Genomic DNA, 12,711 nt, shown 5'->3' on the forward strand with positions numbered 1-12,711 from the left:
CCAAAATAGGACACCTGCTAACGCATAGGCGATTCCACCCAAAGCAAAAATTGTAGACATAGCTGAATTATCCTGCACAAAAAAGGAACCAGCCTGTATCAGTCCAAATACCACTACTAATGCAGCGATAGTCTCACGATTACAAACAAGGATGAGAATGTCCTTTTCGAGAAAGAATATGTACTTTCAGACAGTAACGAGTCTGACGAGGATGCGACGTTTCCAGCATCGACGGATCCCGAAACAATCGTCGTGACCGTTGACGAGACCCGATTCGAACGTGAGTGGCCCGGCTTTGAGCAACCAGCACTTCCTTGCGATGGACCGAATGAGGCAGGTATCGAAATATATGTAGAGACTGCTCAGAACGGGACACCGGACATTCGACTCGAAGCAGATTGTCAGTCCATTGCTGGAGAATAACATCACTTAAACCTCCTCGGGGCTTGATCCCGAGGTACTCGCCTGCTCTGCGAGGGTTCGTGCCACTGTCGGATCTCGTCCGGACACTCGAGGTGCGTCCTATTTGAGCGTTCACAGCGATCATTCGGGATTGAGGACTCCGTGTCAGATCGGCGGAGGGCCATCGCTGGCACGAGTCAAACATCGTCATCTGTGTCCCTGAGTCGTCTCAGGACACTGGAGAGTATGCGGAGTGTTGTTCGGTAGGAGTAGTCGTGGAAGTGACTCTGGACGTCGAGCCACTCCTGGAACTGATCGCTTGAGGTCTACCAGACGATGGAGAATCTCGGTGTCAACTACCTCCTGCCGAAGATAAGACTACTATAGGCGTTCCAACACCGCTACTGCCTCGGAGTCCAACGTCGGAAACCTCCTTCCAGAACGCCGGCTACGCCGATACGGCTGACTCTGTCCCGTCGCCGCGTGGCAACCCGAACTCGACCTCGAGCCGGACCGTGTCGTAGGGGACGTACGGCCTCTTCGCGCGGCCGTCTTCTTCGAAGTGAATAATGTCGTACTCGGCCAGCAGGTACAGATCGTCGTGGACATCGTGGACGTCACGGCCGAGACGGTCGGCCAGTGCGCGGATGCTCTCGGGCGGGTGCTCCATCACCACTTCGAGCAGCTCCATCCGCCGGTCGGTGAGCAGCTGGCGGAGCCGTGCACGGTCTTCGAAGTTGACGACGTGTGGGACTTCCTCGCCTCCCTCCCACCGTTCGGCGCGCTCGATGGCCGCTGCCTGCGCCTGCTCCGCTGGGAGCGATGTGATGCGGAGGGTCGAGGGGTACTCGACCTCGTCCGGGGCGGGCGTGAATTCGTCGTGCGTGGGTTCGATGTCAGTCGGTTCGTCGGGCATGGATTTCGTTCACCTCGTTCTGGAAGTCGTCGATTAGATCGGAGAGGCCTGTGAACTCTAGCTTCGTGATGTCGCCCTCGGGTGGGTGTCGGTGATGCCGACCGACATCCAAATGGTAGGGCGAGTTATCGTACCGCAGGAGCGTGTCGCCGTCAGCGTCCATGTACTGGAAGCTGTACTTCAGCCCCTGCGGGAAGTCCTCACTCACCGGGACCTGCCACGCGACCATCTCGTATCGACTCCCGTCTGGTTTCTCGTCTTCGTCCCGGTACACGACCGTTGCAGGCATCGTTCTCCTATGTTGGGAAACGGACCCAACAGAGTTAAAGCTTATCGTTGGTGGCGCACCCCAACAGTATGGAAAGAGCATCCCCTTTTCCAGAACTACCTTGGGGTCAAGATCCAAGGTACTCGGCTTGCCCCGTCCAGAAATGTAACCGTGCCACCGCCATCACGATCAGGAGATTGTCGTCTCTATCTGTGGACATGGGGGTGTCTGGCTGTGTCTGCTTGTATAAACTGTGGGACGCAAAAGCTATCGTCTGAGGTGCTTGGGACGTGTCTCTAAAAAGTGCGTCCGGGAAGAAGTCTTTTATTGAAGTAGACCCGCCAAAATCAGTCTGCAAGCTTACTCTGGTTGGCTTGGTCACGTTGATCGGATGGCAAAGCCTAGAATCAATATAGACCGAACTACCTCTATCTATATGAAGATCGAACACGAACAGTAGCGTATGACCACAGACGAATCGAATCCTGGAGAAAGCCTCATGGATCGCCAGACTACGGGCGAAGACCGGGTCCGGATGGTTGCTCGCCAGCTGTCGGAGCCGCGGACAGCAAACTGGATTGCGTCCGAAGCAGGGTGGTCGCACGAACCCACCAAGCGTGTTCTTGAACGGCTCGTCGACGACGGAATTCTCCACCGTGACGATAGTAGCACTCACAGCACGTACTATCCGGATTATCGCCGTCAAGCGATGCAAGAGGCGATACGCCTTCGAGACAGCGGACACACTGTCGAGGAGCTCACGAACCGTCTCGCCGACATGAAAGGACAGATCCGGGACTGGGAGGACGAGTTCGACATCGAGTCGCCAAACCACCTTCGTGGGACACTCGCCGACGACAGCCTCGTCGCCGACGAAGAAGATCGTCGCCGTGAAATTGCACGCGAGTGGGAGCACCTCCAACGGCGTATCCGAATCGTCGGCTTCGCTGTCCGCGAATGGGATTTCCTCGCTCCAACGACAGAACCCGTCGAGGCAAGCAGCTAACGAATGTCTGTCCCGCATCCGGGTAGTGACCCGAACGCGAACCTCTATGCCCAACTAAAGCGAGACGTTCTCGAGCGTGTGCCCCAAATCACGGCGGTCGAATACGTTCCGGATGAGACCGAAGCGACAGCGTTGCGAGCAATTTTCGACCCAAACTGACTTGATCCACCAACCGGACCTGACTCACCCGAACTAACCGTGAAGTGGTATTGCCAGGACCCACACGATTGGTTCCGCGTTAACTACACAAACCCAAACACAGATTTTCATGCTGGCTGGCACCAAGATGAGGACCATCCCGATCTCGGACGAGTGCATTTCCAGTACTCGGCTGCCGACGAGGCGGATCGATGGGGATTCACATTCGAACATGAGACCCCTTCGCTAATCCTCTGGGAAATAGTCGAAGATGCTCACCCGGACTACCAGTACGTGAACCAGGAATCCTGATTCTTGAGAAGACACCCAAGAACGTACTGATCAGCTAGTTGTGAGTCCGTTTAATTGTTTGCTTCTGGACAATGGACTAGTCGTCGTGGCGAGAGTACAGTAGGTACATCAGGGCACCCATTAACCAACAATTCCAAAGATACTACGCCACTGTTGGTTAGGTCTCCCTCCTGCTTACCGAGATCCGTCCGGTTCGGGTCCATATCGGGCTGATTCACAGTGCTGGCATTCCCACATTGGCTGCCCATCCCACCTGTCATCAGGGACTTTTTCGAACTCGAGGAATCGATGAACAGTCTCGGAACTGCATGCACGACACTCGAGGTGTGTCTTGTTTGGAGGTCCGCACTGATCATCCGAGATCGGAGACTTCTCGCCAGATCGGTGGAGGGCCATCGCTGGCACAAGCCAGACATCGTCATCTACCTTCTCGAGGATAGTCACAAGACGATTTTCAGTCCAGATCGGACTCCCAGTCTCGTCATAGAAGTACGTCGCGTGCTCGGCGCCGTGATGTGACTCTTCCCACTCTGTCCGCCCACGAGCCGTTTCGAGCAATTGTGTACCGCTTTCAGATACAACTCGAGTCGCCGGTGGAAGTGAGGGCCACTGATCGGCAAGCTGCGTAGCAGGCGCTGTCTCGAGATCGTAGATCATCTGGCATTCATCGATCATAGGATCAGAATCCGAATTCGAAAGGAGAGTAGCCGCTGCAGAGCCCTTCGCTACAGCGCCGTAGTACGTCGACGCCTCGGCGAGAGCGAAGATAATGTGGAGAAGATCGTACTCCACGTCGACCGTATCCTGGTTGTCTGAAGCTGCCTCGAGATGGTTTGTGAGACAGAACCGGCACTTCAACTGGCCGAGAGGAATCGATGTGCCACAGGAGCACTCGGCCGTACTCGCTGCTGTGGTAGCAGGATACCCGTCTGTATCGATGCCGTCCACGCGTTGACAGTGTGTCCCTTCGTCGCGACGACTGGAGAGTCTCTCGTCGGGGACGTGCGTTGCCTCACCGAGCGGCCGAAGCGCTTCATAATTTGTGTAATGGTCAGTCATAGTGTCGTCTGGGAAACTCATGCTTTGCCTTCGGATTTAAACTACAGCCCCGCTAGCAAGTCTTCGAAGGGATGAAAATCCAGACTCGCGCAAATTTCCTCTCTTGAACCAAGATATTTAGATGCATGTACTCTTTCTGTAGAAAATCTGTACGCTATCTGCATTTTATCCCCGGGATATATGGATATTGCTCCCATAGTTAGCTTTAATATTGGACGGAGCAACAGTATTCATGTCGGTGTGGTTCCGACGACCGAACGCGACGAATCGGCTCCTGACTATCCCTGTGAGTGCCGGTGGACCGCGGTTCCCAGCCGCGGACGAGGGGTACATCCCCTGTGTGCCCCGTGGATCACTCATGCTCAATCAGCGTTTTACGGCCACTCGTGGCTGTGTGGCCACCCACTGGACCCGAGCGGGTCTAATAAGCGGACCCGCTGGGTCTTTTCGCCGCGGTATGGCAGTTCATGTTCTCGAGTACCGTCGTCTGTGACACGGATGTATGACAACAGGTCACAGTTTTATGTGAGGTGAGAATAGTGTTCACGAATAATGGGTGTTGGTGGCGAAAACGAATTTCGACGACGATCGGTCGAGTCCGGTTCGTCGACCGAACCGACGGACCGACCGACAGTGATCTCGAAAGACGACGCGTTTCACCTCCTGCAGACGAGCCGCCGTCGCGACGTGGTTCGATACATGGCTCGAGCGGACGGGCGGGTCGAACTGCGCGATCTCGCCGAACAGGTCGCCGCCTGGGAGGAGGAAACGACGGTCGAGTCGCTCTCCTCCTCGGATCGCCAGCGCGTCTACATCTCGCTGTACCAGACCCATCTCCCGAAACTCGACGAACACGGCATCGTCGATTACGACAAGGACCGCGGCATCGTCGAGCGGCGTCGCCGGGCGAGACAGCTCGAGTCCTACCTCGCGGTCGATCCCGTCGACACCGCGCCGGATCCGTGGCCCCGGCGGTACGGGGTCGCGGTCCTTCTCTGCGTCGTATTTACGGGCGCGAGTATCCACGAATTCGGCGTCGGTCCCTCGACTGGACTCGCCCTGCTCGTCTTAGCGACGGTCGGCGCCGTCGCCGTCGGCCACTGGTGGTCGAAACGGGACGGTTCCGAGCCAATTCCGTCAGTCTCGTGATCGGCGTCGAACGGCGTCCCTCGAGCGACTGCTCCCGTGGCGGTGAGCGTAGAACGCCACGGAGAAGTCCTGTGGACTCGGCAACGCACAGGCTAAGACCCCGATCGCGATCCCTGCGACGATCGGATCGTCGGCTGGAGCGACCCCGCTCGCGGCGAGGACGAAGACCGGACTCGAGAGCGCGAGCGGCGATACTGCGGCGAGGCGGAGCACCCAGGTCCTGTCGGCGTCGGCCGCGACCGGTTCGACCACCGCCCACGGATAGCTCGCGAGCGCGCCGATCACGCCGCCCGACCGCGCGGGGAAGTACGACACGTCGTACTCGACGTCTCCGAGCCACAAAACGAGGGCGTGGGTCCACTCGTGGGCGACCAGTCCGAGGCCGATCGTGACCACGAGCGCTGTTGCGACGCCGACGACTTCGAGGCCGATCATACTCCGTTCGAATCGATACTCGCTCTCGAGGACTCGAGTATCAATCTCTCGGTTCCGACCGCTCGCCCGGACGCTTCGATCACCAGTTCTCGCGGCCTGGCGGTCCGAGTTCTCGTCGACTTCGACCGCGCTCGACCATCGGATCGCTTCCCGGCGATGCGACGAAACGAACGCACCCCGACGAAGTGCAACGAAACGAACACATCCGCGCCGTACAGCCTCGCGCGTTCGGAGCCAAGGACTAAGTATTTTGGGATGGACTAGCATACCATGGCCTTCAGCGAAGAACTCGAGTTCGGCCACGACGACCGAAAACGAATCTACGAACACGTCGAGCGAAAGGGGGCCGTCGATCCCGAGAGCGTCCACCGAGCGCTCGGTATCGATCCCGGCGGCTTTCGCCATCACGTCGCCATTCTCAAACGGGACGGCCGCCTCGAGTCGGAGGCCGGTAAACTCAGGGTGACGATCGATGGCGGCGCTCGAGAGGAGTACGCCACCGAGACGTTTGAGTTCCAGATACGACCGGCGAGACAGGAGGACCTGTCCGGCATCGTCGGCGCGATCCGGCAGGTCGCCGAGGAGAAGACCTACATCGTCGCCGAGAGCGTCGCGGACGAAATCGACCGCGAGGACGCGCTACTCCGATACAACGAAATCGAGTCGCGAATGTTTTTCGTCGCGACGGTCGACGACGATGTCGTCGGCTGGGTGCACCTCAACGCGCCCGAACTCGAGAAGCTAAGTCACACCGCGGAACTCACCGTCGGCGTCCTCGAGGAGTACCGCGGCAACGGCCTGGGGGCGCACCTGCTCTCGCGGGGCCTCGAGTGGGCCGGCGTCAACGGCTACGAAAAGGTCTACCAGAGCGTTCCCTCGGTGAACCAGGAGGCCATCGACTTCCTCGAGTCCCAGGGCTGGCAGACCGAAGCCGTCCGGGCGGACCACTACAAACTCAACGGGAAGTACGCCGACGAGGTGATGATGGCGATCGAACTATAGCTTCGAGTCCCAGCCGAGCGGTCACTCGAACGTTCGCGACAGGGTTCGTGACCGGAAGCCTGAATTATAGTCGAACCGTAGGTGCGGTATTCGATGAGCGAGGAGATTCCGGACGACGGGCCGATCGTGCTCTTCGACGGCGTCTGTACGCTCTGTAACGGCTTCGTACAGTTCATCATCCCGCGAGATACCGAGGAGCGGTTTTACTTCGCGTCGCTGCAATCCGACGTGGGTCAGCGTCTCCTCGCCAAACACGACCTCCCCACGGACGAACTCGAGTCGGTCGTGTTGATCGACGGCGAGGATGCCTACGTGAAGTCGGGAGCCATTATTCGAATCGCGACGTTGCTCGGCGGCGTCTACCGGCTCCTGTGGCCGCTCCAGTACCTGCCGCGTCGGCTTCGCGATTTCGCGTACGATTTCGTCGCGGACCGGCGCTATCGCTGGTTCGGAAAGAAAGACCGGTGTGAGATGCCCGAAACTAACGGGAACGTGCAGGCGCGGTTTCTCGAGTGATCGGTCCAACGCCTCGAAACCGCTCGTCGGTCCACTGTGCGGGAGTACTCGAACCGAAAGACAGTTTTCCCGACCAACCGACGGGTAGGTATGCTCTCGATCGCCCTTGCCGGAAAGCCAAACGCCGGCAAGTCTACGTTCTACACCGCGGCGACGCAGGCGGACGTCGACGTCGCCAACTATCCGTTTACGACCATCGACGCCAATCGGGGGGTGAGCTACGTTCGGACCGACTGCCCGTGTCTCGAGCGCGAAGAACGCTGTACGAGCGACAACTGCGAGGACGGCAAACGGTACGTCCCGATCGAACTGCTCGACGTCGCCGGGCTGGTTCCGGGGGCCCATGAAGGGAAGGGACTGGGAAATCAGTTCCTCGACGAACTGACGAACGCGGATGTCATCGTCAACGTCGTCGACGCGTCGGGCGGTACCGACGAGAAGGGCGAACCCGTCGATATCGGCACGCACGATCCGCTCGAGGACATCGACTTCGTCGAGGAAGAGATGGACCTCTGGCTGGCGGACATCGTCGACCGGAACTGGGAGTCGATCGAGCGGAAGTCTCGGTCGCCGGATTTCGACATCGACGACGCGCTCGCCGACATGCTCACGGGATTCGGAGCGACGCCGACGGATGTCGCCCGCACGCTTCGGGACTTCGAGTATCCCGAGGACCCCATTCAGTGGACCGATGACCATCGGGAAGCTCTGGCTCGAGACGTTCGCCGGCGAACGAAACCGATCGTCGTCGCGGCGAACAAGATCGATATTGCGCCCGAAGAGAACGTCGAACGACTGCTCGACCTCGACAAGCCGGTCGTTCCGACGACCGCTGAGGGGGAACTCGCGCTCAGACGGGCGGCCGACGCAGGGCTCGCAGCGTACGACCCCGGCGACGAGACGGTCGAGATCGGCGACGACGTGAGCGACGCCCAGCGGGAGGCGCTCGCGGATCTCTCGGAGACGATGGCCGACTGGAACGGCACCGGGGTCCAGCAGGCCCTCGATTACGCCGTCTACGACCTGCTCGAGTACATCACGGCCTACCCCGTCGAGGACGCCTCGAAGTGGTCCGACGGCAGCGGGAACGTGTTGCCCGACGCGTTCTTGCTTCCCGACGGCTCGACGCCGGTCGACCTCGCCTACGCCGTCCACTCTGACATCGGCGACGGCTACCTCCACGCCGTCGACGCGAAATCGAGCCGCGAAATCGCTGACACGCACGAACTCGAGGAGGGCGACGTCGTCAAGATTGTCTCGACGGCCTCCTGAGCGAAATCCGTATTTGTCCGTCAGAAATTGGCGAGTGTACGGTTCGCCGTCAAACTCGACGCCCTGACTGGCCGGTCAGTTTAAATCTCTCTGAACCGTAGCTCCGCTCGAGGCGCATGACTTCCACGATGCCATCACTCGCTGACGACCTGAAGCAGGCGAACGAACGGAGCGCGGCCCACCTCTGGGGCGCGACGATTTCGGCGGTCGTCTCCTTGCTCATTCCGATATTTGGGCTCGTCGCAACCTACAGCGGGTACAAATTGACGAATATCATGACCCGATCCTGGGTCGGATACGTGCTCGCCGTTATCGGCCTTACGAACGTCACGTTCTGGGTCTTGTATCTGTTAACGATCTTCTAGGCGGCGGTTCACCCCACTCAACCGAGCGCGGCGAGCGGTTCGAACCAGACCGCGGCCACGAGGACGGCGAGGAAGACGTAAGAGCCCCGAACGAGGAGCATGGTCGCGAGTTCCGGTCCGGTACGACGAGCGTAGAGTGCGACGACGCCGAACGCCAATGAAGCGAGGACCGCGGTCGGCGGGAAGACCCGAACGGCGGCGAAGCCGACGACGGCGAACAGGGCCGTCAGTATCAGACCGTACGCGACGGTTGTCGCTCGTTCCGGACCGAGCGCGACGGCGACGGTCCGCTTTCGGATCGAGCGGTCGTATTCGTAATCCTGCGAGTCGTCGATCACCTTGATCCCCGACAGAAGCGTCAGGAAGACAAGCGCGAACGCGACGGCGACGGGAGTGAGCGTCGCGGTCTGGACGAAAAAGCCGCCGAGGATGGCGAGGGAGATCCCGAGGGGATAGCCGGTCGTCGCCGTCACCGGGTTCGTATCGAGTTGGGGCGCGTGGTGGTACGCGATCACCCACGTCGCGCGGTGAGCGCGACTGCTCCCGGGCCGACCAGCGCCCAGAGAAGGCCGTTGCAAACGACGAATACGGCCGTCGAGGCGACGAGCGCGAGGCGACACCCGCGCTCGGTGAGCGGGTGATCGTCGTCTTCGCCCCGCTCGTGAAAGTCGACGTACCCGTCTTTGACGTGGGCGGTGTACACAGCCGCGAAGATCGCGACGACGTGGATCGTCGCGAGCGCCGGATCGATTTCACGGGCGAGAATCGCACCGAACACGGAGGCGGCGAGCGGTGGCAACATGAACACGGGGTGGACCTGCGAGAGGTACGCTCGAGCGGTCGCCTCGAAGCCGGACCCGTGTCGTGACAGGGTCATAGCACGAATAACGACGGAAAAACCCATAATACTGCGCCCAATTTCGGCGGTGATCGTCACCGACTCCGACTTTTGTCGGCGTCCGTGCGTTCCGGAAATATCTTTCCGGGGTTGAGAATCCCGTCCGGGTCGAACGTCTGCTTGATCGCTCTCATCGCCTCCACGGCGTGACTGCCGTGTTCGTCCTCGAGTGAGTCGCGTTTGCCGAGTCCGATGCCGTGTTCGCCCGTCGCGGTTCCGCCGAGGGCGATCGCCCGGTCGACGACCTTCGAGTAGAACTCCTCGCAGCGCTCGAGGTGGTCCGGATCGTCGGAATCGACGAGCGCAGTGTAGTGGAGGTTGCCGTCGCCAGCGTGTCCGTAACACGGGACGAGCAGATCGCGTTCAGCGCCCAGACGCTTTGCCGTCCGGACGATTTCGGGGTAGCGACTGATCGGAACCGTCACGTCACCGGGGTGAATCGGCTCGAGGTCGGGATCGTAGGAGTTGACGGCGTAGGCGAGTTCGCGGCGGGCTTGCCAGAGGTCGGCCATCTCGTCGTCACAACTCACCTCGAAGCGCGAAACGTCGTGATCCTCGAAAATCGTCCGACAGAATTCGATCTCCTCGCCGACGCCGTAATCTGCGTGAAACTCGAGAAAGACCATCGGCGCGTCGGGCAGGCTCGTCCCGAAGTACTCGTTTGCCATCCTCGCGCTCAACCCGTCGACGACCTCGATTTTCGCGACGTCGACGCCCGCTCGAATGGCGTCGGAAACCGCGCTGGTGGCGTCCTCGAGCGCCCCGAAAATCGCTCGACCGCCGCGGATCTGCGCCGGTCGGCCGGCGAGTTCGAGCGTCGCCTCGGTGATTACGGCGAGGGTCCCTTCGCTCCCGATCAGCAGTTCCGTCAGGTTGTAGCCGCTCGAGGTTTTGGCTGCCCGCGAGCCGGTTTCGACGACGGTTCCGTCGGCGAGGACTGCCTCGAGGCGAAGTACCCAGTCGGCTATCTCGCCGTATTTGACGGTCTGCATCCCGCTGGCGTCGGTAGCGATCATCCCGCCGATCGTCGAGATGTCCCCGGAGGAAGGCAGCGGTGGGAAAAAGAGCCCGTCGTCGCCGACCGTCTCGTTGACCGCCGAGCCGAGCACTCCGGGACCGACGTCGATCTGAAAGTCCTCGGGTCGGTACTCCGCGATGCGGTCCATCTCCGTGAGATCGAGGCTGATTCCGGCCGAGGCGGGAACGGCACCGCCCTCGAGCCCCGTCCCGGCGGCGTAGGGCGTCACGGGAACGCCTCGCTCCGTCGCTGCGGCGAGCACCGTCGAAACGTCCGCGGTCGAGCGCGGATAGACGACGGCGTCGGGAACGACCGCTCGAGTCGAATCCTCAGTTCCCCAATCTGCAGCGTGGGTTTCGCGGCGGGCCCATGCGAACGACCGCTGATCGTCCTCGAGCCCCAGATCCGCGAGAAACGAGCAATCGTATGACATACGCTATCATCGATCACGAGAGGTATCAACGTTTCCACGCGTTTCGGGACGAACCGAGACGGTCACCGAAGCCTTCGGCCCCGTGAGATACTGCGGCAACTCGAGTGTCGGATCGCTCTCCCCGATGATCCGACGGCGGATGGTGGCTCGACGCGGAAATTTATAATGATTCAACACGCCAGTGGAGGTAATGACAACGACCGCTGCGGTCGCCGGCCGGAGGGCAGCACCGTGAACGCCGACCTCGACCTTCTCGTGAGACTTGACTCTCACGACACGCCCCAGTCGGTCGCCGAGCGCGCACGACTCGCCGAATCGCTCGGATTCAGTCGCGTCACGATGGGGGAAACGACTGGCTGGAACGTCGTTCCGGTGCTGACACTCGTCGCCGATCGGACGACCGACATCGGCATCTCCAACGACGTTATTTCCCCGTTCGGTCGGTCGCCGGCGATGCTGGCCCAGACCGCCCTCACGCTCCAGGAGGTATCCGATGGCCGCTACCGCATCGGCCTCGGCCCGAGCTCGCCGGCGATCACCGAACGCTGGCACGGGTCGGCGTTCGATCGACCGCTGCGCCGGACGCGCGAAACGATCGAGATTATCCGGGCAGTCTACGAGAACGGAACGCCCGCCTACGAGGGCGAGATCTTCGACATCGCCGGGCTGGACTACGAACGCGACCTGCCCGAGCGCCCGCCGCCGATCGATGTCGCGACACTCGGTCCCAAAGCGACCGAGATGGCCGGTCGCTTCGGCGACGGCTGGGCACCGCAGCTATTCACGGCGGACGGGCTCGAGGCGCGACTCGAGGACGTAGAACGCGGTGCCGACCTCGCCGGGCGGGACCGCTCGGCGCTCAGAGTAAGCCCGATCGTTCGGGGAATCGCCTCGGAGGATCGCGAACGAGCGCGTCGGCTCGCGCGGTCGACGCTCGCGTTCATGCTCGGCGCGTACGGACCCTACTACGGTGATTCCGTCGCCGAACAGGGGTATCGATCGGTGGTTTCGAAAATTAGAGCGGCCTGGAGTGAGCGGGACACGGAAGCGATGGCGGCGGCACTGCCAGACGAACTGCTCGACGAACTCGCCCCCGCCGGCACACCCGAGGAAGTTCGCGACTGGGTCGAATCCTACGCGGCCATCGACGGCGTCGACGCTGTTCGAGTCGGTTCGGTTCGCGGGGCGACCGAGGAGGACATCGAGCGAACGATGGAGCGCTCGGAGAACTCGTCTGAAACGGCGTTCTCTCGAGGCCAAAAACGAGCCGATACGACCGATCGAGACGATCCGATTCAGTCCGCGTCCGCGGGTCTGGTTCCGTCCCGATCTTTGACTCGACCGACCAGCGAACTTGCAGCGACCCGCTTTTCGCCGACGATCGCTCCGACGACCCCGCCGATGGCGCCGCCGGTACTCGCGCCGTTTCTGCTCACGAATCCGCCGATCGCCGCGCCGATCGCCGCGCCGATCGCAGCGTAGCGTGCGCGGCTCAGCCGTCGTTTGATCTCTCCTTTCATAC

At 60.9% G+C, this 12,711-nt stretch carries 11 protein-coding genes and 4 pseudogenes; 8 read left to right on the plus strand and 7 right to left on the minus strand.

Features of this window, described 5'->3' with window-relative positions; translation table 11 throughout:
* Positions 1-621: 621 nt before the first annotated feature.
* The 3 genes and pseudogenes from EL22_RS19275 to EL22_RS08370 all read right to left on the minus strand — a co-directional run.
* Positions 622-725, minus strand: a pseudogene (locus tag EL22_RS19275) (DUF955 domain-containing protein); the annotation flags it as partial.
* 125 nt (positions 726-850) lie between these two features.
* Positions 851-1,318, minus strand: coding sequence for a sugar metabolism cluster protein (locus EL22_RS08365; protein WP_050051057.1), 468 nt, complete (start codon positions 1,316-1,318; stop codon positions 851-853).
* Positions 1,299-1,607 carry a DUF6516 family protein gene (locus EL22_RS08370; protein ID WP_050051058.1) on the minus strand — a complete coding sequence of 103 codons (309 nt, stop codon included), beginning with the start codon at positions 1,605-1,607 and terminating at the stop codon, positions 1,299-1,301. The genes EL22_RS08365 and EL22_RS08370 overlap by 20 nt, the downstream gene beginning before the upstream one ends.
* A gap of 442 nt (positions 1,608-2,049) precedes the next feature.
* Between EL22_RS08370 and EL22_RS08375 the strand changes: the two genes are divergently transcribed.
* Together EL22_RS08375 and EL22_RS19280 are read left to right on the plus strand one after the other, a co-directional pair.
* Positions 2,050-2,592 (plus strand): hypothetical protein, encoded by a 543-nt coding sequence (locus EL22_RS08375; RefSeq protein WP_050051059.1) that lies wholly within the window; start codon positions 2,050-2,052, stop codon positions 2,590-2,592.
* A 3-nt stretch (positions 2,593-2,595) separates the two neighbouring features.
* A pseudogene (locus tag EL22_RS19280) lies at positions 2,596-3,042 on the plus strand (hypothetical protein).
* Positions 3,043-3,216: 174 nt separating this feature from the next.
* Here the strand turns inward: EL22_RS19280 and EL22_RS08385 are convergent.
* Positions 3,217-4,122: a hypothetical protein gene (locus EL22_RS08385; protein WP_231587910.1), complete on the minus strand. Its 906-nt coding sequence runs from the start codon at positions 4,120-4,122 to the stop codon at positions 3,217-3,219.
* 531 nt (positions 4,123-4,653) lie between these two features.
* On the opposite strand from EL22_RS08385, the gene EL22_RS08390 reads away from it, so the two are divergent.
* Positions 4,654-5,250, plus strand: coding sequence for a hypothetical protein (locus tag EL22_RS08390; RefSeq protein ID WP_050051060.1), 597 nt, complete (start codon positions 4,654-4,656; stop codon positions 5,248-5,250).
* Here the strand turns inward: EL22_RS08390 and EL22_RS08395 are convergent.
* On the minus strand, positions 5,239-5,685 hold the full coding sequence (locus EL22_RS08395; RefSeq protein WP_050051061.1) for a hypothetical protein: 447 nt from the start codon (positions 5,683-5,685) through the stop codon (positions 5,239-5,241). The two genes, EL22_RS08390 and EL22_RS08395, sit on opposite strands and share 12 nt — an antisense overlap.
* Positions 5,686-5,955: 270 nt before the next feature.
* On the opposite strand from EL22_RS08395, the gene EL22_RS08405 reads away from it, so the two are divergent.
* From EL22_RS08405 to EL22_RS08420, 4 genes are all read left to right on the plus strand, one after another.
* Entirely contained in the window at positions 5,956-6,687 is a 732-nt protein-coding gene (locus EL22_RS08405; RefSeq protein ID WP_050051063.1) for a GNAT family N-acetyltransferase, read from the plus strand.
* A 93-nt stretch (positions 6,688-6,780) separates the two neighbouring features.
* Complete coding sequence (locus EL22_RS08410; protein ID WP_050051064.1) at positions 6,781-7,203, plus strand: thiol-disulfide oxidoreductase DCC family protein; 423 nt, start codon at positions 6,781-6,783, stop codon at positions 7,201-7,203.
* 90 nt (positions 7,204-7,293) lie between these two features.
* Entirely contained in the window at positions 7,294-8,475 is a 1,182-nt protein-coding gene (locus EL22_RS08415) for a redox-regulated ATPase YchF (RefSeq protein WP_050051065.1), read from the plus strand.
* A 128-nt stretch (positions 8,476-8,603) separates the two neighbouring features.
* The gene (locus EL22_RS08420) at positions 8,604-8,840 is read left to right on the plus strand and encodes a hypothetical protein (protein WP_231587911.1); all 237 of its coding nucleotides are present in this window, start codon (positions 8,604-8,606) and stop codon (positions 8,838-8,840) included.
* A 17-nt stretch (positions 8,841-8,857) separates the two neighbouring features.
* Here EL22_RS08420 and EL22_RS08425 read toward each other — a convergent pair.
* Together EL22_RS08425 and EL22_RS08430 are read right to left on the minus strand one after the other, a co-directional pair.
* Positions 8,858-9,717: pseudogene (locus tag EL22_RS08425) on the minus strand (UbiA family prenyltransferase).
* A gap of 56 nt (positions 9,718-9,773) precedes the next feature.
* A complete protein-coding gene (locus EL22_RS08430; protein WP_050051067.1) occupies positions 9,774-11,189 on the minus strand; it encodes an FAD-binding oxidoreductase in 1,416 nt (471 codons plus the stop codon).
* A gap of 231 nt (positions 11,190-11,420) precedes the next feature.
* On the opposite strand from EL22_RS08430, the pseudogene EL22_RS08435 reads away from it, so the two are divergent.
* A pseudogene (locus EL22_RS08435) lies at positions 11,421-12,407 on the plus strand (TIGR04024 family LLM class F420-dependent oxidoreductase); the annotation flags it as partial.
* Between the last annotated feature and the right edge of the window lie 304 nt (positions 12,408-12,711).

This window comes from Halostagnicola sp. A56 (genome assembly GCF_000691505.1).
Classification (GTDB): domain Archaea; phylum Halobacteriota; class Halobacteria; order Halobacteriales; family Natrialbaceae; genus Halostagnicola.

Excerpts from the sequence above, each read along its gene's own strand:
- EL22_RS08405 (WP_050051063.1), top strand. The coding sequence starts at position 5,956 with ATGGCCTTCAGCGAAGAACTCGAGTTCGGCCACGACGACCGAAAACGA.
- EL22_RS08410 (WP_050051064.1), top strand. The coding sequence starts at position 6,781 with ATGAGCGAGGAGATTCCGGACGACGGGCCGATCGTGCTCTTCGACGGC.
- EL22_RS08395 (WP_050051061.1), bottom strand. The coding sequence starts at position 5,685 with ATGATCGGCCTCGAAGTCGTCGGCGTCGCAACAGCGCTCGTGGTCACG.
- EL22_RS08370 (WP_050051058.1), bottom strand. The coding sequence starts at position 1,607 with ATGCCTGCAACGGTCGTGTACCGGGACGAAGACGAGAAACCAGACGGG.
- EL22_RS08365 (WP_050051057.1), bottom strand. The coding sequence starts at position 1,318 with ATGCCCGACGAACCGACTGACATCGAACCCACGCACGACGAATTCACG.
- EL22_RS08390 (WP_050051060.1), top strand. The coding sequence starts at position 4,654 with ATGGGTGTTGGTGGCGAAAACGAATTTCGACGACGATCGGTCGAGTCC.
- EL22_RS08415 (WP_050051065.1), top strand. The coding sequence starts at position 7,294 with ATGCTCTCGATCGCCCTTGCCGGAAAGCCAAACGCCGGCAAGTCTACG.
- EL22_RS08385 (WP_231587910.1), bottom strand. The coding sequence starts at position 4,122 with ATGAGTTTCCCAGACGACACTATGACTGACCATTACACAAATTATGAA.
- EL22_RS08375 (WP_050051059.1), top strand. The coding sequence starts at position 2,050 with ATGACCACAGACGAATCGAATCCTGGAGAAAGCCTCATGGATCGCCAG.
- EL22_RS08430 (WP_050051067.1), bottom strand. The coding sequence starts at position 11,189 with ATGTCATACGATTGCTCGTTTCTCGCGGATCTGGGGCTCGAGGACGAT.
- EL22_RS08420 (WP_231587911.1), top strand. The coding sequence starts at position 8,604 with ATGCCATCACTCGCTGACGACCTGAAGCAGGCGAACGAACGGAGCGCG.